The sequence below is a fragment of the Actinomadura verrucosospora genome (assembly GCF_039540335.1).
GTDB lineage: Bacteria > Actinomycetota > Actinomycetes > Streptosporangiales > Streptosporangiaceae > Spirillospora > Spirillospora verrucosospora.
Genome location: NZ_BAABEV010000030.1, coordinates 96,954 through 115,429 on the forward strand (window position 1 = coordinate 96,954; position 18,476 = coordinate 115,429).

17 protein-coding genes and 1 pseudogene are annotated in these 18,476 nt (G+C 72.0%); 7 read left to right on the forward strand and 11 right to left on the reverse strand.

From position 1 onward, the window contains the following. Positions 1–13: 13 nt before the first annotated feature. Positions 14–589, forward strand: coding sequence for a TetR/AcrR family transcriptional regulator (locus tag ABD944_RS27965; RefSeq protein WP_345181702.1), 576 nt, complete (start codon positions 14–16; stop codon positions 587–589). Between the two features lie 3 nt (positions 590–592). Here the strand turns inward: ABD944_RS27965 and ABD944_RS27970 are convergent, their stop codons facing one another. After that, positions 593–1,318: an SDR family oxidoreductase gene (locus ABD944_RS27970; RefSeq protein WP_345181704.1), complete on the reverse strand. Its 726-nt coding sequence runs from the start codon at positions 1,316–1,318 to the stop codon at positions 593–595. A 144-nt stretch (positions 1,319–1,462) separates the two neighbouring features. Continuing rightward, positions 1,463–1,987: a pyridoxamine 5'-phosphate oxidase family protein gene (locus ABD944_RS27975; RefSeq protein WP_345181707.1), complete on the reverse strand. Its 525-nt coding sequence runs from the start codon at positions 1,985–1,987 to the stop codon at positions 1,463–1,465. A gap of 306 nt (positions 1,988–2,293) precedes the next feature. Here ABD944_RS27975 and ABD944_RS27980 point away from each other — a divergent pair, with 306 nt between their 5' ends. Then, complete coding sequence (locus tag ABD944_RS27980; RefSeq protein WP_345181709.1) at positions 2,294–2,803, forward strand: hypothetical protein; 510 nt, start codon at positions 2,294–2,296, stop codon at positions 2,801–2,803. 73 nt (positions 2,804–2,876) lie between these two features. Here the strand turns inward: ABD944_RS27980 and ABD944_RS27985 are convergent, their stop codons facing one another. From ABD944_RS27985 to ABD944_RS28010, 6 genes are all read right to left on the reverse strand, one after another. Beyond that, complete coding sequence (locus ABD944_RS27985; protein WP_345181711.1) at positions 2,877–3,347, reverse strand: MarR family winged helix-turn-helix transcriptional regulator; 471 nt, start codon at positions 3,345–3,347, stop codon at positions 2,877–2,879. Between the two features lie 241 nt (positions 3,348–3,588). Continuing rightward, entirely contained in the window at positions 3,589–5,157 is a 1,569-nt protein-coding gene (locus ABD944_RS27990; RefSeq protein WP_345181714.1) for an acyl-CoA synthetase, read from the reverse strand. Positions 5,158–5,175: 18 nt separating this feature from the next. Next, positions 5,176–6,333, reverse strand: a complete 1,158-nt coding sequence (locus tag ABD944_RS27995) for a thiolase domain-containing protein (RefSeq protein ID WP_345181716.1) — start codon at positions 6,331–6,333, stop codon at positions 5,176–5,178. Beyond that, positions 6,326–7,366 (reverse strand): thiolase domain-containing protein, encoded by a 1,041-nt coding sequence (locus ABD944_RS28000; RefSeq protein WP_345181718.1) that lies wholly within the window; start codon positions 7,364–7,366, stop codon positions 6,326–6,328. The genes ABD944_RS27995 and ABD944_RS28000 overlap by 8 nt, the downstream gene beginning before the upstream one ends. Further along, a complete protein-coding gene (locus ABD944_RS28005; protein WP_345181720.1) occupies positions 7,366–8,340 on the reverse strand; it encodes a Zn-ribbon domain-containing OB-fold protein in 975 nt (324 codons plus the stop codon). Before ABD944_RS28005 ends, ABD944_RS28000 begins: the two co-directional genes overlap by 1 nt. Then, complete coding sequence (locus ABD944_RS28010; protein WP_345181723.1) at positions 8,330–9,889, reverse strand: acyl-CoA synthetase; 1,560 nt, start codon at positions 9,887–9,889, stop codon at positions 8,330–8,332. Before ABD944_RS28010 ends, ABD944_RS28005 begins: the two co-directional genes overlap by 11 nt. A gap of 170 nt (positions 9,890–10,059) precedes the next feature. Here ABD944_RS28010 and ABD944_RS28015 point away from each other — a divergent pair, with 170 nt between their 5' ends. Together ABD944_RS28015 and ABD944_RS28020 are read left to right on the forward strand one after the other, a co-directional pair. Beyond that, a complete protein-coding gene (locus tag ABD944_RS28015; RefSeq protein WP_345181725.1) occupies positions 10,060–10,872 on the forward strand; it encodes a crotonase/enoyl-CoA hydratase family protein in 813 nt (270 codons plus the stop codon). Between the two features lie 104 nt (positions 10,873–10,976). Next, a complete protein-coding gene (locus ABD944_RS28020; RefSeq protein WP_345181726.1) occupies positions 10,977–11,375 on the forward strand; it encodes a hypothetical protein in 399 nt (132 codons plus the stop codon). A 71-nt stretch (positions 11,376–11,446) separates the two neighbouring features. On the opposite strand, the gene ABD944_RS28025 is transcribed toward ABD944_RS28020, so the two are convergent. The 3 genes from ABD944_RS28025 to pgfA form a co-directional block, all read right to left on the reverse strand. After that, positions 11,447–12,562, reverse strand: coding sequence for a hypothetical protein (locus ABD944_RS28025; RefSeq protein ID WP_345181728.1), 1,116 nt, complete (start codon positions 12,560–12,562; stop codon positions 11,447–11,449). Between the two features lie 168 nt (positions 12,563–12,730). Next, positions 12,731–13,840: an NAD(P)H-dependent flavin oxidoreductase gene (locus ABD944_RS28030; RefSeq protein WP_345181730.1), complete on the reverse strand. Its 1,110-nt coding sequence runs from the start codon at positions 13,838–13,840 to the stop codon at positions 12,731–12,733. A gap of 545 nt (positions 13,841–14,385) precedes the next feature. Further along, positions 14,386–15,546: a cell envelope lipid trafficking protein PgfA gene (pgfA, locus tag ABD944_RS28035; RefSeq protein ID WP_345181732.1), complete on the reverse strand. Its 1,161-nt coding sequence runs from the start codon at positions 15,544–15,546 to the stop codon at positions 14,386–14,388. Positions 15,547–15,731: 185 nt separating this feature from the next. On the opposite strand from pgfA, the pseudogene ABD944_RS28040 reads away from it, so the two are divergent. The 3 genes and pseudogenes from ABD944_RS28040 to ABD944_RS28050 form a co-directional block, all read left to right on the forward strand. Beyond that, a pseudogene (locus ABD944_RS28040) lies at positions 15,732–16,493 on the forward strand (methyltransferase domain-containing protein); the annotation flags it as partial. 413 nt (positions 16,494–16,906) lie between these two features. After that, entirely contained in the window at positions 16,907–18,088 is a 1,182-nt protein-coding gene (locus ABD944_RS28045; RefSeq protein ID WP_345181735.1) for an acyltransferase family protein, read from the forward strand. Positions 18,089–18,273: 185 nt separating this feature from the next. Continuing rightward, the coding region (locus ABD944_RS28050; RefSeq protein WP_345181737.1) for a hypothetical protein at positions 18,274–18,476 on the forward strand (203 nt) is incomplete at its 3' end.

Sequence of the window (18,476 nt, forward strand, 5' to 3'; positions counted from 1 at the left end):
GGAGGCAGGGGACGTGGCCCGCATCGCGACCCGGGAGAAGCTCTTCACCGCGGCGATCGAGCTGATCGCCGAGAGCGGGCTCGCCGCGACGACCGTCGACCAGATCGCCGAGCGCGCCGGGGTGGCCAAGGGCACCGTCTACTACAACTTCGACAGCAAGGCCGCGCTGTTCGCGGCGCTGCTGGAGTACGGCGTCGACCGCCTCGCCACCGCGCTCCGCGACGCCGCGTCCGGCCGCCCCCCGCTGGAGGCGCTGGACGCCGTCGTCGCCGCGGAGCTGGCGTTCATCGGCGAGCACGAGCCCTTCGCCCGGCTCCTGATCGCCGAGACGTGGCGGGCCGGCGGCGACTGGCAGCACGCCGCCCGCCTGATCCGCGAGCGCGCCATCGGCGTCGTCGCCGACGTCCTGCGCGAAGCGGTCGCCACCGGCGACCTGCGCTCCGACCTGGACACCGGCACGGCCGCCTCCGCCGTCTTCGGCATGGTCCTCACCGTCGCCCTGGACTGGCGCGCCCTCCAGCCCGGCCGCTCCCTGGACGACGTCCAGGCGACCCTGCTGGACCTCCTCCGAGGCCGCCTCACCCCCTGATCTTCACTGGACGAGCTGCTGGCCGCCGTCGATGTCGTAGGTCGCGCCCGTGAGCGCCGTGTTGGCCATGATGTGGACGGCCAGCGCGGCGACGTCGGCCGGACCCACGACCCGGCCGATGGGGAGCGTCGCCCGCAGCTCGTTCCTGCGCTCGTCGAGCCGGTCCCCGAGAAGCGACGCCGACAGCGGCGTGTCGACGAAGCCCGCGGCGATGAGGTTGACCCGGACGGGCGCGAGTTCGAGGGCGAGGGTCGCGGTGAACGGCGGCAACGCGGCGGTGGCGGCGGAGATGAGCCCGAGCCCGCGGCGGACGCGACGGCCCCCGGTGCCGCCCATGAGCAGGAGCGTCCCCCCGGGGCGCATCCTCGGGGCCGCGCTGCGCGCGATCTGGAGCGCCACCACCATGTGCCCGCCGACCTCCTCGCGCACCTCGTCGGCGTCCATCTCCAGCAGCGGCTTGTAGCGGGGCCCTCCGGCCGTGATCAGCACGTGGTCGACGGGTGAGGGGAGCTCCCGGAAGAACCCCTCCACGGCGTCCCGGTCGTTGGCGTCGAACACGGCAGTGCTCCGCGCCCCGACGTCCAGCGCGGCGCGCTCCAGCCGCTCGGGGCTGCGCCCGGTGAGGACGGTCTCGGCCCCCTCGGTCCGGGCGAGCCGGGCGGTCTCCAGCCCGATCCCCGCGCTGCCGCCGACCAGGACGACCGTCTGCCCGTCCAGCTGCGTCCCCATGATCTCTCCCGGCGGGTGCTGGTCTTCGGGAGCCGCCGTGGCGGCGGCCTGAAGGCGTACGGCGTCACCATCACCCGCACCCTCAGGCCAAAACCCCTCTTTAACAGCCCTTACTGGCCTTTAGGCGGATTCTCGCCTCGCGCGCTACGGCGCGTCCGTGAGCTTGGCGGCGTCGGGCGCGTAGGCGGCCATCCAGTGCGGGTGCAGGCGGTAGTAGACGATCTCCTCGTCCCAGTCGAAGGCGTCCCCGCCGTAGAAGCCCTTGAAGTAGGCGAGCAGGTCCGGCCAGTCCGGGGCCGGTTCGGCGTCCCGCGGGTTGAGGATCTCCACCCTGCCGTGCGTGAACACGCCGAGGTCCTCCCCGCGCATGTGCGCCGCGCTGACGGCGGGCCGGGCGGCCAGATGGCGGGCCTTGGCCGCCTCGCGCGCCGTGCCGAAGTGCCACTTGCCGTGCAGGAAGTGCCCGTCCACACCGCTGATCCGCGGCTCCCCCAGGGCGGTCACCGTGGACAGCGCCAGCGTGCACATGCCGGTGAGCACCCGGCAGAGCTGCTCGGCGGTCAACGTCCTCTCCGTGTTGATGATCGACCGCAGATGCGCGGTGGAGCGGGAAAGGGAGTCGTCCAGAAGGGTCTGGAGCTCCTTGAGTTCTTCTCTGGTTTCACGCATGACGAGTCCTAGTCCGAAGGGTCCGGTCCACACTTCATCCCCCAGCACTGGCCGGTGTCCCCACCCTGCCCTTAAAACCTGACACCTTCCGTCAGGCTTTCTCCGGGTGCGGAAAGTTCGGCGGCTCCGCGCGAACTTCTCGATGCCGTCGGGACATCCGGACGGCCGCGGCCGACCGTGGGTTCGGGGAGCGGCCGGTCGGATTGATCACGTCCCGCCGCGCCAACTCGCGCCGCGTCCCCCCGCATCTCACCCCCCAGAGCGCGATCACGAGAGACCGCGCACGGAGAACGGGAGCGAGGACCCATGCGGAAGATCATGATCACCGGAATGGCGGCGGCGCTGGCGCTCGGCCTGACGGCCTGCGGCGGCGACGGCGGCTCCGCGGCGGCCTCGCCCTCCTCGCCCGCGGCCTCCGCGCCCGCGCCGAGCGAGCCCTCGACACCGGACGGCGGGTCCACGCCTGGCGGCCCTTCGACCCCGCAGGGCCCGGGCGGCTCGGGTATCCCGGGCGGCCGGCACACCCCGCTCGCGCAGCAGGGCGGGCAGCAGGGCGGCCGGCAGGTCACCACCAAGTGGGGGCCGCTGCGCTACCTGGCGCCGGGCAAGTACACCGTCGGGAACGTCGCCTTCTTCACCGCCACCGACACCGTCGTGTACGTCGCCGGAGGCACCTGCCCCAACGGCGCGCCCACTCCGCCCGACGTCAGCAAGTGCTCCGTCGACGGACTCGACGAGTGGGTGAAGGCCGCCCCGCACAACGCCAGCGTCCGCTTCTCCGGCGCGACCGCCACCCGCATCACCGAGACGCAGTAGCGCGCGGCCGCCCAGCTTCGGAAGCCCCGCCGGCAGACCGGCGGGGTTCCCGCGCTTCCGGCGCCGGGCGGGGTCAGGGGAGTTTGCGGATCTCTTCTATGACGGACGGCATCGTCTCGTTGTTGTGGCGGATCCAGTCGAGGAGGACGGCGACCTGGTCGTCGGTGTAGGCGTCGAGGCGGTCGCGGAAGGCCCGGCCGATCGGTTCGAAGTAGCGGGCGAACTGGGCGACGTTCTCCTCGACGAGTTCGACGATCACGCGGCGGCGGTCGTCGGGGTCGCGGGTGCGGCGGACGTAGCCGGCGCGCTCCAGGCGGTCGATGACGGCGGTGATGGCGCCGCCGGTCGTGATGCCCATGAGCTGGGCGAGCTGGCCGGGCGTCTGGGGGCCGTCGAGCGTCAGCGCGTTGACGCACTGCGCGTCGGTGACGTTCATGCCCGCCTTGCTCGCGGTGGCATGGTGCAGCAGCACCGTGAACATCGTGCTGCGCTGCATCGCCATCTGCAGCTCGCCCGCCATCCGCTCGCGCTCCGGGGTCGACACGCCGAGGACCTCTCTCCCTATTTCTCTCATATAGAGACACTCATTTCAAGAGCGACTCTCTAGGGGAGATTCTATCGACCCCACCCCGGCGGGACCAGGCAGGACGGCGACGGCATGTGGCGCAGCCGACACCGTTCAATGATCGCACCACTGCGGAGCGCGACCTACCATGGGTTTCGTTAGGACCACTAACAGAGGTCCGCTCCTGGCCCCGAATCCCACGAAGGTTCGGGGCCGCCCCCTATCTGGCCTCCTCCGCCACCTGCTTCGCCCAGCGGTAGTCCGCCTTGCCGGCCGGGGACCGCTTCATCTCCGCGACGAACGCGTAGACGCGCGGCACCTTGTAGCCCGACAGCTTCTTGCGGCAGTGCTCGTTCAGCTCCTCGGAGGAGGGCTCCGCGCCGGAGGGCTGGATGACCGCCGCGACCCGGCTGCCCCAGCGCTCGTCCGGAATGCCCGTCACGACCGCGTCGTAGACGGCGGGGTGGCCCTTGAGGACGGCCTCGACCTCTTCCGGGAACACCTTCTCGCCGCCGGTGTTGATGGCCTGCGAGCCGCGGCCGTACACGGCGATCGAGCCGTCCTCCTCCACGGTCGCGATGTCGCCGGTGAGCAGCCAGCGCCGGCCGTCCACCAGGGGGAACGTCCGGGCGGTCTTCTCCGGGTCGTTGTAGTAGCCCTGCGCGATGTGGCCCGTGCGGGCGACCTGGCCGATCACGCCGGATCCCGGCTTCACGGGCTGGAACGCGTCGTCCAGGACGGTGACGTTCTCCACGTCCGGCGCGAACCGCAGGCCCTTCTCCGGGGTGGAGCCGGCGACCGCCTCGGCCGTCGAGCCCGACTCGGTCGAGCCGAAGCGGTCCAGGATCATCGTGTTCGGCAGCAGCCTCTGGATGCGGTCGCGGACCGTCCCGGTGAAGATCGCGCCGGTGGAGACGTAGGCCAGCAGGGACGAGGTGTCGTAGTTCCCCCGCGCCAGCTCCTCGGCCATCGGGATCGCCATGGCGTCACCGGTGATCGTCAGCGAGTTGACCTTCTCCCGCTCGATCGTCCGCCACACGTCCGCCGCGTCGAACTTGCGCGTGTAGACGAGCGTCGCGCCCATGAACCAGGCGATCCAGGTGGCCATCTGGGCGGCGCCGTGCATCAGCGGCGCGACCGGCATCATGGTCATCGGGCCGCCGCCCCGGGCGTTCTCGACGACGTCCTCCGGCCTGGTCGGACGGGGAAAGGTGGGGTTCCAGAACGCGAGCAGCATCTGCTCGGTCGACCACATGACGCCCTTCGGCATCCCGGTGGTCCCGCCGGTGTAGATGATGTAGAGGTCGTCCTTGGAGCGCGCCGGGAAGTCCCGTGCGCCGGAGGCGTCCTTCAGGGCCTCGTCGTAGGCGACCGCGCCCGGGATGGACGGCTCGCCGCCCACCGCGACCAGGTGCCGCAGCTCGGACGCCTCCGGGACGGTCGCCGCGACACGGTCCTCGAACTCCACGTCGTACAGCAGCGCGACGCTGTCGGAGTCCTTGTACACGTAGAGGAGCTCGCTCTCCACGTACCGGTAGTTGACGTTGATGGGCACGGCCCGGATCTTCAGCGCGGCCAGCAGCGCGGCGGCGTACTCGACGCCGTTGTAGAGCTGGACGGCGACGTGCTGGCCGGGCCGGACCCCCGCGTCCGAAAGGTGGTGCGCGAGGCGGTTCGCGTGCTCGTCCAGCTCGGCGTAGGTGAGGCGCCGGTCGCCGCACACCAGCGCGAGACGGTCCCCGATCGCGTCCGCGACGCCCTCGAACAGGTCAGCGTGGTTGAACTCCATCGGACGGGCCTCCGGGAATCAGGGTTTGTCGCTGCCGACGATCCACATGGCGAAGAACTGGGCTCCGCCTCCGTAGGCGTGGCCGAGCGCGCGGCGCGCGCCGTCCACCTGGTGCTCGCCCGCCCGGCCGCGCACCTGCAGCGCCGCCTCGGCGAACCGGATCATCCCGGACGCCCCGATCGGGTTGGACGACAGCACGCCGCCGGACGGGTTCCACGGAATGTCGCCGTCCAGTGCCGTCGCGCCCGCCTCGGTGAGCTTCCAGCCCTCGCTCTCACCGCAGAACCCGAGGTTCTCCAGCCACATCGGCTCGTACCAGGAGAACGGGACGTAGACCTCGGCGCAGTCCAGCTCGCGCCGCGGGTCGGAGATCCCGGCCTGCCGGTAGACGTCCGCCGCCGCGTCCTTGCCGCCCTGCGGGCTGACGGTGTCGCGCCCGGCGAACTGCATGGGCTCCGAGCGCATCGCCGTGCCGTGCACCCACGCGGGCGGGGCCGGCGCCCGCTTCGCCGCGTCCTCCGAGGCCAGCACCATCGCGCACGCGCCGTCCGAGGACGGGCACGTCTCCAGGTAGCGGATCGGCTCCCAGAGCATGGGCGTCGACTCGACCATCTCGCGGGAGATGCCGGGGATCTTCAGGTGCGCGTACGGGTTCTTCAGCGCGTTCTGCCGGTCCTTGACCGCGACGAGCGTCCCGACGTGGTCGGGGGCGCCCGAGCGGCGCATGTAGGCGCGGATGTGCGGGGCGAAGTAGCCGCCCGCGCCCACGACCAGCGACGTCGTGAACGGCGAGTTCACCGTCAGCGCCCACGTCGCGTTCGACTCCGACTGCTTCTCCCACGCGATCGTGAGGACGCGGTCGTGGACGCCGCCCTGGATCAGCCCCGCCGCCACGATCGCCGTGGAGCCGCCAACCGACCCGGCGGTGTGCACCCGCATGATCGGCTTCCCGGCGGCGCCGAGCGCCTCGGCGAGGAACGTCTCCGGCATCATCACGCCCTCGAACAGGTCGGGGGCCTTGCCGACGACGACCGCGTCGATGTCCTTCCAGGTCAGCTGGGCGTCCTCCAGCGCCCGGCGGGCCGCCTCGCGCAGCAGCCCGGCCATCGAGACGTCCAGCCGCTTGGTCTTGTACGCCGTCTGCCCGACGCCGATGATCGCGCAACGGTTAGCCATGGTTCTCTCCCGACAGGACGCAGACGAGGTTCTGCTGGAGGCAGGGGCCGGACGAGGCGTGCCCCAGCACGCGGGACGCCGACCCGTCGTGGACGCGGGCCGCGGCCTCGCCGATCCGGATGAGGCCGGCGGCCATCATCGGGTTCGCCGACAGCGGCCCGCCGGACGGGTTGACCGCCGTGTCCTCGCCCAGGCCGAGCGCCTCCCGCAGGATCAGCTCCTCGTGCGTGTACTGCGCGTGCAGCTCGGCGACCTCGATCCCGGTCGCGCCGGCCCTCTCGCCCGCGACGCGGGCCGACTCCGAGCGGCTCAGGTCGCGGACGCCCGGCGCGTGCGGCTCGGTGCGGTGGTCGATCCCGGTGATCCACGCGGGGCGCTCGCACAGCTCGCGGGCCCGGTCGCCCGCCGCGAGGACGATCGCGGCGGCGCCGTCGGTGACGGGCGCGACGTCGTAGGGGTGCAGCGGGGCGACGTCGTAGTCGTCGCCCTCGGGGTCGGGCAGGTGCAGCGCGAACGGGTTGCCGCGCCCGGCCTCACGGGACCGCGCGGCGACGGCGCGCAGGTCGTCCTCCTTCGCGCCCGACCGCTCCATGAAGGCGCGGGCCTGGAGCGCGGCCAGGGACACCGCGTCGATGCCGAGCGGCGCCAGGTGGTACGGGTCGAGCTGCTGGGTGAGGACCGCGCGCAGGTTCCCCTGCGACGACTTGCCGAACCCGTACACGAGCGCGGTGTCGATGTCGCCGTGCTGGAGCCTCACCCACGCCTCGTACAGCGCCCACGCGGCGTCCATCTCGACGTGGCTCTCGGAGATCGGCGGCCACGCGCCGATGGCGTCCAGCGCCGACACGAACGCGAAGGGGGCGCCGGCGAGGTAGTCGCAGGATCCGGAGCAGGTGAAGCCGAACTGCTTCTGGCCCGTCCGCTCCTTGATCTCGGTGATGACGGGGGCCAGGATCTCGATCTCGGCCATCCCCCGGTCCTCACCGCTGTGCTCGGTCTGCGCGAACGCGACCACGGCCACGGGACGAGGCATCACATGAAGTCCTTGATCTCTTCGAAGGGGACGTCGGGCTCGTCGATCGGCTCGAACCACTTGATGTTGCCCATCGTCCGCTCCCACTCCTCGCGGGGCCGCCACGCCGCCTTCACCCGCATGCCCATCCGGACCTGGTCGGCCGGGATGCCCGCCACGAGCGTCAGCATCGTCAGGCCCGCGCCGTCCAGCAGGACGTAGGCGGACACGAACGGCACCTCGGGCGCGCGCGGGTCGGGGATGTTGTTGACCGCGAAGGTGGTGACGGTGCCGGTGTCGGGCAGCTCCACCTCCTCGGTCGTGGGGACGCCGTCGCGCGGGCACAGCCCCTTCATCGGGACGATCACCGATTCGCACACCGGGCACCGGTGGCCGAGGATGCGGCCCTCGGACATGCCCTCCAGGAAGCGCCGCAGGGCCTGCCCGCCCTTCAGGCGGTACTCCAGCCGCGTCGGCGCGTTGATCATGGTGACCTCGGGCTGGAAGCACTCGATGTCGCCGATCCCGCCGGTGCGCTCGGCCCGCCACCGGGGGCGGACGCGCATCCCGGTCCTGAGGAACTTCGGCGGCTTCGCGCCCTCCTCGAAGATGCCGAGGTCGAGGGCGTGCAGGAGCGCGGTGTCGGCGCCGTCCGGGCGGATCAGCGCCCAGGCGAACGGGCGGTCGAGCGGGTGCTCCTTCGCCGGGTGCGCCACCCACGACCAGGTCGTGACCGTCCCGACCGGGCCGACCTCGACGAACTCGTCCGTCACGTCCTCGCCCGTCTGCGGGTCGTACTCCGACGGCGGGACGAGGACCCTGCCGTCCGCGGTCCGGACGCCGACCAGCCGGCCGTCGCGCAGCTCGCTGAAGAAGCGGCCGATCACCGGGCCGACCGAGCGCGTGTAGCCGCCGGGGAACTCCAGGACGTGGTTCGGCTCGGGCGGCCCGGCGTCGGCGGGCGCGTTCTCGACGGGCGCCGTGTCAGATGGCACTGTCGCGGTCCTTCCAGTACGGGTCCCTGAGCTTGCGCTTGAGGAGCTTGCCGTTGGGTTCGCGCGGCATCGCCTCGATGAAGTCGACGGACCTCGGCCACTTCATCTTGGCCAGCCGCCCCTCCAGCGACGCGAGGATCTCCTCGGCGAGCCCCGGGCCGGGCTCGACGCCCTCGGCGGGCTCCACCACGGCCTTGATCTGCTCGCCCCACTCGTCGTCCGGGATGCCGAACACGGCCACGTCCCCGACCTTGGGATGCAGGATGATCTCGTTCTCGATCTCGGCCGGGTAGATGTTCGCCCCGCCCGAAATGATCATGTCGGCCTTGCGGTCGGACAGGAACAGGAACCCGTCCTCGGTCAGGTACCCGATGTCCCCGACGGTGAAGAAGTCCTTCAGCCGGTTCTTCTCCGTCTTCTCCTTGTCGCCCTTGTACTCGAACTCGACGCCGGCCATCTTCATGTAGATCGTGCCGTGCGTCCCGGTGGGGACGGGCTCGCCGTCGTCGTCCACGATCAGCAGCTCGCTGATCGGCCAGGCGTTGCCGACGGTGCCGGGGTGGGCGCGCCAGTCGGCCGGGCTGGCGATCGTCCCGCCGCCCTCCGTCGCCGCGTAGTACTCCCAGATGCAGTCGCCCCACCAGTCGAGCATCTGCTGCTTGAGCGGCACGGGGCACGGCGCCGCCGCGTGGATCGCCCACTTCATGCTCGACACGTCGTACCGGGACCGGACGTCCTCCGGCAGCGACAGCAGCCGCTTGAAGTGCGTCGGCACCATGTGGGTGTTGCTGACGCGGTGCTCCTGGATCAGCCGCAGGGTCTCCTCGGCGTCCCACCTGTCCATGTAGACGAGCGTGTGGCCCATCTGCAGGGCCGTCCCGCCGAACTGGGTGACGGCCGTGTGGTAGTTCGGGGAGGTGACGAGGTGCGCCTGGTGCTCTCCCCCGGCCGGGCGGCCCGGAGGGATGCCGAACATGCCGAGCAGGAACGTCATCAGCTCGGCGCTGTCGTCGGGGTCGAGCCCGGCCAGCGCCCGCTTGACGCCCTTCGGCCGTCCCGTCGTCCCGGACGTGTAGTGCATCGTGGCGCCGTTGCTGCGGTCGTCCGGCAGGGTGTCGGGCTGCCCGTCGACGAGTTCCGCGATCGGCCGGAAGCCCTCGACCTCCCCGAACGCGAACCGCCGGTGCGCCTCGATCTCCTCGCCCGCCCGCGCGCCCTCGGCGGCGTACCGCTCGTGGACGAAAAACGCCTTGGCCTCGCTGTCGGCGACGATGTAGCCGATCTCCGGGCCGGTCAGATGCCAGTTGATCGGCGTGTAGTACCAGCCCGCCTGGAGCGCCGCCAGGTAGAGGACGACCCCGTCCGCGCCGTTCGGGACGAGGCCGCAGATGCCGTCGCCCTTCTCCAGTCCGAGCGCGCGCAAGCCGTGGACGAGCCGGTTCGCGCGTGCCAGCAGGTCGCCCGCGGCGTGCTGCGTCCCGTCCGGATCGATGGCGGCGACCCACTCGGGATCGGCCTGCGCCAGCCGCCAAAAGCCCAATGACCCCATCGGATCTCCCTACGTGAGCACAGAGCACACAGAGCACAGAGCACCGGCGCCCGCTGCGGACGCCCGGCAGCCAAAGTAGATCACGTTCTCGTTTTGCAGTTCAACCCCTACCGGTAGGGCAGCGGCTTAACTAGAATCTGTTCTCGTTTGACATCTGAGCTGGAGGAACCATGACGGAACGGCTGCCGATCAGCACCGAGCACTGCGTCGTCGAGCGCGACGGCCACGTCGTCATCGTCACGATGAACCGCCCGGAGGCGCGCAACGCGCTCAGCTCGTCCATGCTGGTGGGCCTCGCCGACGCCTGGACCTACATCTCCGACACCCCTGAGGTGCGCGTCGCCATCCTCACCGGGGCCGAGGGCACGTTCTGCGCCGGCGCCGACCTGAAGGCCATGGGGCAGCAGCCGTCCGACCCCCGCGTCCGGGAGCGGATGGCGCAGATCCCCAACTTCCACTGGAAGGGCCTGCTGCGCGAGGGCCAGCCGACCAAGCCGCTGATCTGCGCCATCGAGGGCTACGCCGTGGCGGGCGGCACCGAGCTGCTCGTCGGCACCGACCTGCGCGTGGTCGCCGAGGGCGCCACCCTCGGCCTGTACGAGGCGAAGCGCGGCCTGTTCCCCATGGGCGGCTCCGCGATCCGGCTCCCCCGCCAGATCGGCTACGCCAACGCGATGGACATCCTGCTGACCGCCCGCTCGGTCACCCCGCGGGAGGCCCTCGCCATGGGCCTCATCAACAAGATCGTCCCGGACGGGCAGGCGCTGGCCGCAGCCCGCGAGCTGGCCGACCAGATCGCCGCCTGCGGCCCGCTCGCCGTCCAGGGCATCCTGCGCACCTACCGCGAGACCCAGCACCTGTCCGAGGAGGACGCCCTCAAGATCTCCGACGAGATCGGCTGGCCGGTCATCGGCTCCGAGGACGCCAAGGAGGGCTCGCGCGCCTTCAAGGAGAAGCGCCCGCCCGTCTACCACGGCAAGTGACGTCCGTCCGGCCGGAAATGGACTGTCCGTAAATAGGGGCCGGGTTTGCGGGGCGCCTCCCGTGGCATCGCCTGGGGCGAAGGCGAGCACGGAAGGACGAGGCCATGGCCTTGCATCTAGGACGCAAGCACGAGACGCCGGAGGAGACGTCCCCCCGTCCGCCCCGGCGGGCGCTCTGGCGGCGGACGGACGGCACGGCCGTCCAGCGCAAGCCGCCGCGCTGGCGGCGCACCAGGCCGAACCCCGTCAGCGCGATGATCATGGCGGCGGGCTGGGCGGCGGTCGCGATCCTCGCCCTCGGCATGCTGCTGACGTGGGGCGGCGCGAACCCCGGCAACACCCTGGTGGACGCCACGCTCGACGCGGGACGCTGGCTCGCCACGCCGTTCCACGACGTCTTCACGCGCAGCGACCCCGACGAGCAGCTCTACATCAACTGGGCCCTCGCGGGCGCCGTCTACTACGTCCTGGCCCGCGCACTGTCCTGGATGACCCGCTTCTGACCCGCCCCCGGGCCGAGGAGCCCGGCCGGCGCCAGAGGAACGGCGCCGGCCGGGTTCCTTCTATGCGGTCGTCAGCTGCTGCGCCAGTGAGCCAGGTCGGCCCACCCGGTCGCGCTGTTGCTCGTCCAACCGACCGCCCACATGGTCGTGGTGCCCGGGCGGAGGGCCAGCGCCGTCGGGTTGGCCCTCGTCCCAGTGGGCTGGGCCACGGTCTCGTCGGACCAGACGCCCGCCGCAGTGCGGTGGCGCATGGTGGTGCCGGCGGAGACCCAGATACCGCCCGCGCCGTCCGAGGCGACCTTGGTCAGGTAGGTGCCGGGGGCGCCGAGGGTGTTGCTCCACACGGTGCCGTTCCAGTGCGCCAGCAGCGAACGCGAGACCTTCTTGCCCGATTCGTCGACCACCCGCACCGACCCGACCGCCCAGACGTCGTTCGCGGAGGCGGCGTACACGTCGCTCAGGGTGGACGCGATCTCACTGTTGACGTCCACGCCGTCGACCCGGGGGAACGGGACGTTGGTCCACGAGGTGCCGTTCCAGTGGGCCGTGGCGGGCTGCCCCTCGGCCCAGCCGACCGCCCACGCGCTGGTGGACGAGACGGCCGTGATCGCGCGGGGCTTGATCCCGATCGGGGTGTCGGCCCAGGCCGTGCCGTTCCAGTGCTTGGCCGCCGAGCTGCTGACCACCCACGTGCTGCCGGGGCCCGCGGTGGCGATGTCGCTGGGCTGGAAGCCCAGCGGGACCTTGAACGTGCTCCAGGCCGTGCCGTTCCAGCGCAGCACGGCGTGGGAGTCACCCGAGGTGTTGAGCTGGGCGGCCAGCCACAGGTTCGACGCCGACGTGGCCGCGGCGGCGTTGAAGCGGTACGGGGCGGCGGCCGCCGGCAGCGCCACGTTGCTCCAGGTGTCGCCGGTCAGGCGCTGGAGGATCGGCTTGTAGACGCCGCTCGCCTGCCGGCCGCCGGCGGCCCACATGGTGCCGTCCGGTGCCGCGGCCAGACCGCTGAGGCTGGTTCCGGTGTCGGTGTTCGGGCTGCTCTGGACGAGCGGCCACGTGGTCGCGGCGGCGCCCGCGACGGACGCCGCGCGGTGCTCGCCCGGCTGCGCCGCGGCGATTCCGACGGCGGCGACCGCCCCCAGAACGAGGGTGGACCCCGCGAACACGGCGAGCCTTCTGCTTCTCTTCACCCGATACCTTTCCCCGTAAAAATGATCTTGGTGCGGGCACACCGTAACAGCGGCCACCGCCGGTATCAGGCGCTTTGATGATCTTCGTGCGGTCGCCGCGCGCCCGGGAAAGCGCGCGGCCCCGGCCGGGGCTGGGAGGAACAGCACCGGCCGGGGCCTTCGGGGCGGTCAGCCCTCGGTGATGGCGTTCAGGCGCTCGATCGCCTCGACGTACTCCTCGATCAGGTCGTAGACGACCTGGGCGGCCGGCTTCACCTGGTTCATCGATCCGACGATCTGGCCCACCGGGAAGGTGACGAGCTCCCCGTCGCCGGACCGCTGGATCCGGGGCAGGGCGTCGGCGATCAGCATGAACTGCATGGGCATCGGGAGGTAGCCCGGCGAGTTCTCGCTCTCCCACGCCTCGGTCCACGCGGTCTTGAGGAAGCGCGCGGGCTTGCCCGTCCAGGCCCGGGACCGGACGGTGTCGCGGGACGTGGCGTTGAGCAGCTTCGGCAGGGCCCGCTCGGGGGTGTCGGCCTCGTCGACCGTCAGCCAGATCGAGCCCGTCCAGACGCCGTCCGCGCCGAGCGCCATGCCGGCGGCCATCTGGCGGCCCCGGCCGATGCCGCCCGCCGCGAGCACGATGGTGTCCTCGCCGACGGCGTCCACGACCTCGGGGATGAGGACCATGGTGGCGACGTCGCCGGTGTGCCCGCCCGCCTCGGTGCCCTGCGCGACGATGATGTCCACGCCGACCTCGACCTGCTTGCGGGCGTGCCGCGCGTTGGAGGCCAGCCCGGCGACCTTCACCCCGTGCTCGTGCGCCTGCTCGACGACGTCCGCCGGGGGCGGGCCGAGCGCGTTGGCCAGAAGCGCGATCGGGTGCTTGAGCGCCACCTCGACCTGCGGCCGCGCGGTCACGTCCGTCCAGCCGAGCAGCGCCTTGCCGGCCTGCTCGCTGGGCGGGTCGACCCCGTGCTCGGCCAGCAGGTTCTCCAGGAACTCCCGGTGCTGCCCCGGGATCATGCCCTGAAGCTTGCCGAGCAGCTCCTCGGCGTCGCCGACGTCGGCGCCCTCGTACTTGGCGGGCATCACGACGTCCACGCCGTAGGGCTTGCCCCCCACATGCTCGTCGATCCACTTCAGCTCGAGTTCGAGCTCCTCGGGGGTGAAGTGCAGGGCGCCGAGGACGCCCATGCCGCCGGCGCGGCTCACCGCCGCGACCACGTCGCGGCAATGACTGAACGCGAAGATCGGGTACTCGATGCCGAATAGTTCGGTGACTCGTGTCCGCACAGCCTCGACCCTAGGCGCGGACCCGCAAAACTGCAACAGGTTCTAGTTAGGAATCTCATCCCGGACGCCCGCTAGCCCACCTTCTAGAACACGTATCAAAAGCGCCTTCAGCGCCACGGGCCGACGCACAGGAAACCCCGCACCAGCAAAGCAAAGGCAACACGGCCCGCAGGCGGCGCAGGCCGTAGGTGGCCCAGGCCGTAGGTGGCCCAGGCCGTAGGTGGCCCAGGCCGCAGGTGGCCCAGGCCGCAGACAACGCGGGCCCCAAGCAACGCAGGCCGTAGGTGGCGCAGGCCGCAGACAACGCGGGCCCCAAGCAACGCAGGCCGTAGGTGGCGCAGGCCGCGGGCAACGCGGGCCGCAGGGGGCGCAGGTAGCGCAGGCATGAGGCGGCGCGGGGCGGGAGGCGGCGCGGGGCGGGAGGCGGCGCGGGCGGGGGTGACGGTGCGGCGTGCGGACCGGCAGGCGGTCGCAGCTCGTACTGGGATACGGGCGTGGGCGGCTGGGCAGGGCGAGGGGGCGGCGAGCCGGGCCTGCCCGTGGGGTCAGCGGCGCTTCGCGGGGCCTGCGGCCTTGCGTTGCTGGCGCTGGCTGCGGGGCGCCGTGCGGCGGGGCTCGGGCGGACCGGCGGAGGGGACGACGGGCGCGGCTGATTCGGTGGGCGTCGCGGACGGCTTGGACGGTCCGGGCGGGCCGGACGGCCTGCGCGGGCCGGGCGAGGTCATGTCGCCGAACTTGCCGTCAGGGCGGCGCGGGGCCTCCAGGGGCGGGGCCTCGCGGCGGGACATGCCGAAGTGGCCGCCGACGAAGAGCAGGATCAGGCCGAGCAGGACGCCGGCGGCCGGGATGTAGCTGCGCACCATGTCGATCTGCAGGGCGGTGCTGTTCGCCATGGCGACCAGGCCCTTCTGGTCCCTGTCGACGGTGATGAGGTCGGCCTGCGCGACGATCATCGAGCCCCTGCCGTCGGCCGTGCGGACGGTGCTGCGAATGTTCTCGCGGTGCTTGACCGGGATGCCCGTGCGCGGGTCGACCCAGACGGTGTTGTAGGCCTCGGTGTACCGGTCGACCTTCTGGCTCCCCGCGTCGTCGGGCAGGCCGAGCATCTTCGCGGGCAGCTTGGCGTCCAGCGCCGCCGTCTTGGTGAGCGGGATCGTCTGGGTGAACCGGTACGTCGTCAGCCCGTGGACCTTCTCGACGGCGTTGAACTGCATCGGCGCCGTCTGCTTGGTCGTCATGTCGTAGAAGGGGTAGTCCTTCTTCTGCACGTTCGCGATGGGGAACAGCAGCCCGTACCCGGTCATCCGGACGCCGTTGTCGCCGTCGACGTTGGCGCCGCAGCAGTTGGTCAGGACGCCGGTCCGGCGGTCGAAGGCGATGCGGTAGCCCTGGATCTGAACGGGCTTGTCCGGCTTGTCCTGGTTGTAGATGTTGGTGGTGGAGTCCCAGACCGCGATGTCGTCGTTGCCCTCGTTGGCGCGGACGTCCCCGCGGACGGTGTTCTTGGCCAGCAGGGTGACGCCGGTCTTGAGCTTGAGGTCGGCCTCGTCGAAGTACGTGGAGCCCTTCGACTCCAGGTTCGTCACCTGGTAGCGGTTCAGAGGAGCGACGACCACCTGGTCGGCGACGTAGAAACGGACGAGCGGCGCGAGCGTGAGGAAGAACGCGCCAAGGCCGATCAGGACCAGGCCGACCGGTCGCCGCATGAACACCTCCGGGGCTGCCGTCGCTCGCACGGCGGGCGGGGGCCTCGCCGAGCCGCCGGGCCCCACCTCCAGCATGTCCGGGTCACCCTACCGGACCGCTGTACTGGTCGGTAAGCTCCCCGTTACCTTGCGGGCGCCCGATCGGCGGGACGACCGGGCTCGACGACACGGACGGTGAGGTGGCGATGGCGGCGGCGCCCCCCAGGCGGGACGGAACACGTCCCGGGAACGGGCACCGGGCCACGCTGGCGCGGTCGGTCCGGCTGCTGAGCGCTTTCCGGCGCGAGCAGAGCGAACCGGAGTACTTCTACGAGCTGATGGCGCGCGACACCGTCGCGCAGCTCGGCTCGTACGCCGATCTGGCGGGCGCGACGGTCGTCGACGTGGGGACCGGCTCCGGGTTCTTCGCCCGCGCGCTGGCGGACGCCGGCGCGCGCTGCACCGGCATCGACCACGACCTCTCCGAACTGACCGCGCACGCCCTCGACGTGCCGAACACCCTCGTCGGGAGCGCACTGGCCCTCCCCTTCCGCACGGGGTCGGTCGACGTGTGCTTCTCGTCGAACGTCCTGGAGCACGTCCCCGACCCCTGGCGCATGGCCGACGAGATGGTCCGGGTGACCAGGCCCGGCGGGACGGTCTTCCTGTCGTTCACCAACTGGCTGTCCCCGTGGGGCGGCCACGAGACGTCCCCCTGGCACTATCTCGGCGGCGACCGGGCCGCGCGGCGCTACGAGCGCCGGAACGGGTTCCCGCCGAAGAACCGGTTCGGGTCGGGCCTGCATCCGGTGTCGGTGTCGTCGGCGCTCAGGTGGGCCCGCGGGAACGACCAGGCGACCGTCCTGGACGCGCTGCCCCGCTACCACCCGCGCTGGGCGGAGGCCGTCGTCCGCGTCCCGGGCCTACGCGAAGTCGCCACCTGGAACCTCGTCCTGGTACTCAGAAAAAACACCCCCCTCAACGACCACCCCACACTCGAAAAGCAAGACCCGCCTAGAGAGCAAGACGCGCTCCGGCAGCACGGCAGATCGGGAAAGCGCGCCACACGCGGGAAGCACGCCACTCCCAGAGAGCAAGTCCCGCTCGGAGAGCAAGACGCGCTCGGAGAGCAAGACGCGCCCGGAAAGCCGGACGCGCTCCGGCAGCACGACGGATCCGGGAAGCGCGCCACACTCGGGAGGCACGCCCCGCTCAACGAGCAAGTCGTGCTCGGAGAGTCGGACGCGCTTCGGCAGGGTGAGGGGGTTGGGGGGCTTGGCGGGGTCGAGAACCATGGCGTGCTCGGGGGGCCTGGTTCGTGAGGGATGGTGAGCGGGGGGTCCGGTCTGCGGCGCCGCCCGTTTCGGGGCATCAGGACACCGTGGACGGCCTGCGCGCCGTGGCGGCGCTCGTCGTCCTGGTCTTCCATGTCGCGAGCGCGGCCGGTTCGATCACCAACCCGAACGGCGCGCGGTGGCTGTTCAACGGCGGCCAGGTGGGCGTGCCGATCTTCTTCGCGCTCTCCGGGCTGCTGCTCTACCGCCCGTGGGCGGCGGCCGTCCTGGACGGGCGGGCCGCGCCGCGGACGGCCGAGTACCTGCGCAGGCGCGTGTTCCGCATCCTGCCCGCGTACTGGGCCGTGGTCGTGGTGTTCATGTTCACGGCCGGGCGCGACCACGTCGGCGACCCGCTGACCTGGGGATCGCTGCTCACCCTGACGCAGACCTACCTGCCCGACCCGTGGTGGAACGGCGACCTCGGGCCCGCGCACCTCGGGCAGATGTGGAGCCTCGTCGTCGAGGCCGGCTGGTACGTCCTGCTGCCGTTCACCGCGGCCGCCCTCTCCTGGTACGCGCGCCGGACGGGCAGCCGCGACGTCGGCGTCCGCGCCCGGCGCCTCCTCGTCGGCATCGGCGTGTACGCGGCGCTGTCGCTGCCGTGGACCGTCCTCATGTTCGTCCCGGAGCGGCACACCGGGATGGGGGTCTGGCTGCCGCGGTACTTCGCCTGGTTCGCGATCGGGATGGCGCTCGCGGTGGTGACGGTGTGGGCGCGGCTGGACGAGCGCCGTCCCGTGGCCGCGGTGTGCCGCGCCGTCTCCGACTCGTGGGCGGCGTGCTGGGTCGCGGCGGCGATGCTGTACGTGGTGGCGGCGACGCCCGCCGCCGGGCCGCTCAGCCTCCAGACGCCGGACGCCTTCTGGACGTCCCTGCTGCACGTGGTGGTGTTCGGGCTGTGCGCGGCGGCGCTCGTGGCGCCGGTGGCGCTGGCTCCGGCGGACCATCCGGCGCTCGGCGCGATCCTGGGGAACCCGGTGATGCGGTTCCTCGGCCGGATCTCCTACGGCGTGTTCCTGTGGCAGCTCCTGATCATCATCGCCTGGTTCGACGCGACCGGCCGCGGCTTCCGGGGGAACGTCGCGACGGATCTGCCGGTGGTGGCTGCGGCGACCATCGCAGCGGGGGCCCTGACCCACTACCTGGTGGAGTGGCCGGTCCAGCGGCTGACCCGCCGCCGGGCGCCGTCCCGTCAGGCGGACCCTGCCCCGGCGCCGTCCAGCTGAGCGGGATCGGGCCGCCGGAGCCGCCGCCGGGCGGCTTCGGGCGCCACAGCTCGACCGCGAGCCGCCCGACGATCACGAGCCCGAGCAGCTGCGGGGCGATGTCGCCGAGCGGTCCGGACGGGGCCGCCGGGTTGTCGATCAGGTCGAGCCGGACACCGGCGGCGAGGCAGCCCGCCCCGGCGAGCATGGCGAGCGCGACCGGCCACGGCGACGCCAGGGCGCGCGGCACGGCGGAGCGGCGGGTGCGGGCCCAGCCGCAGGCGGCGGCCACCGCGGCCGTGACGGCGAGGCCGGGCAGCCCGGCGATCCAGACGCCGCTGCGCGGCACCACGATCCAGTACTGCTCGTCGCCAGGGACGTTGCGGACGTGTGAGGGCGTCCGGACGGC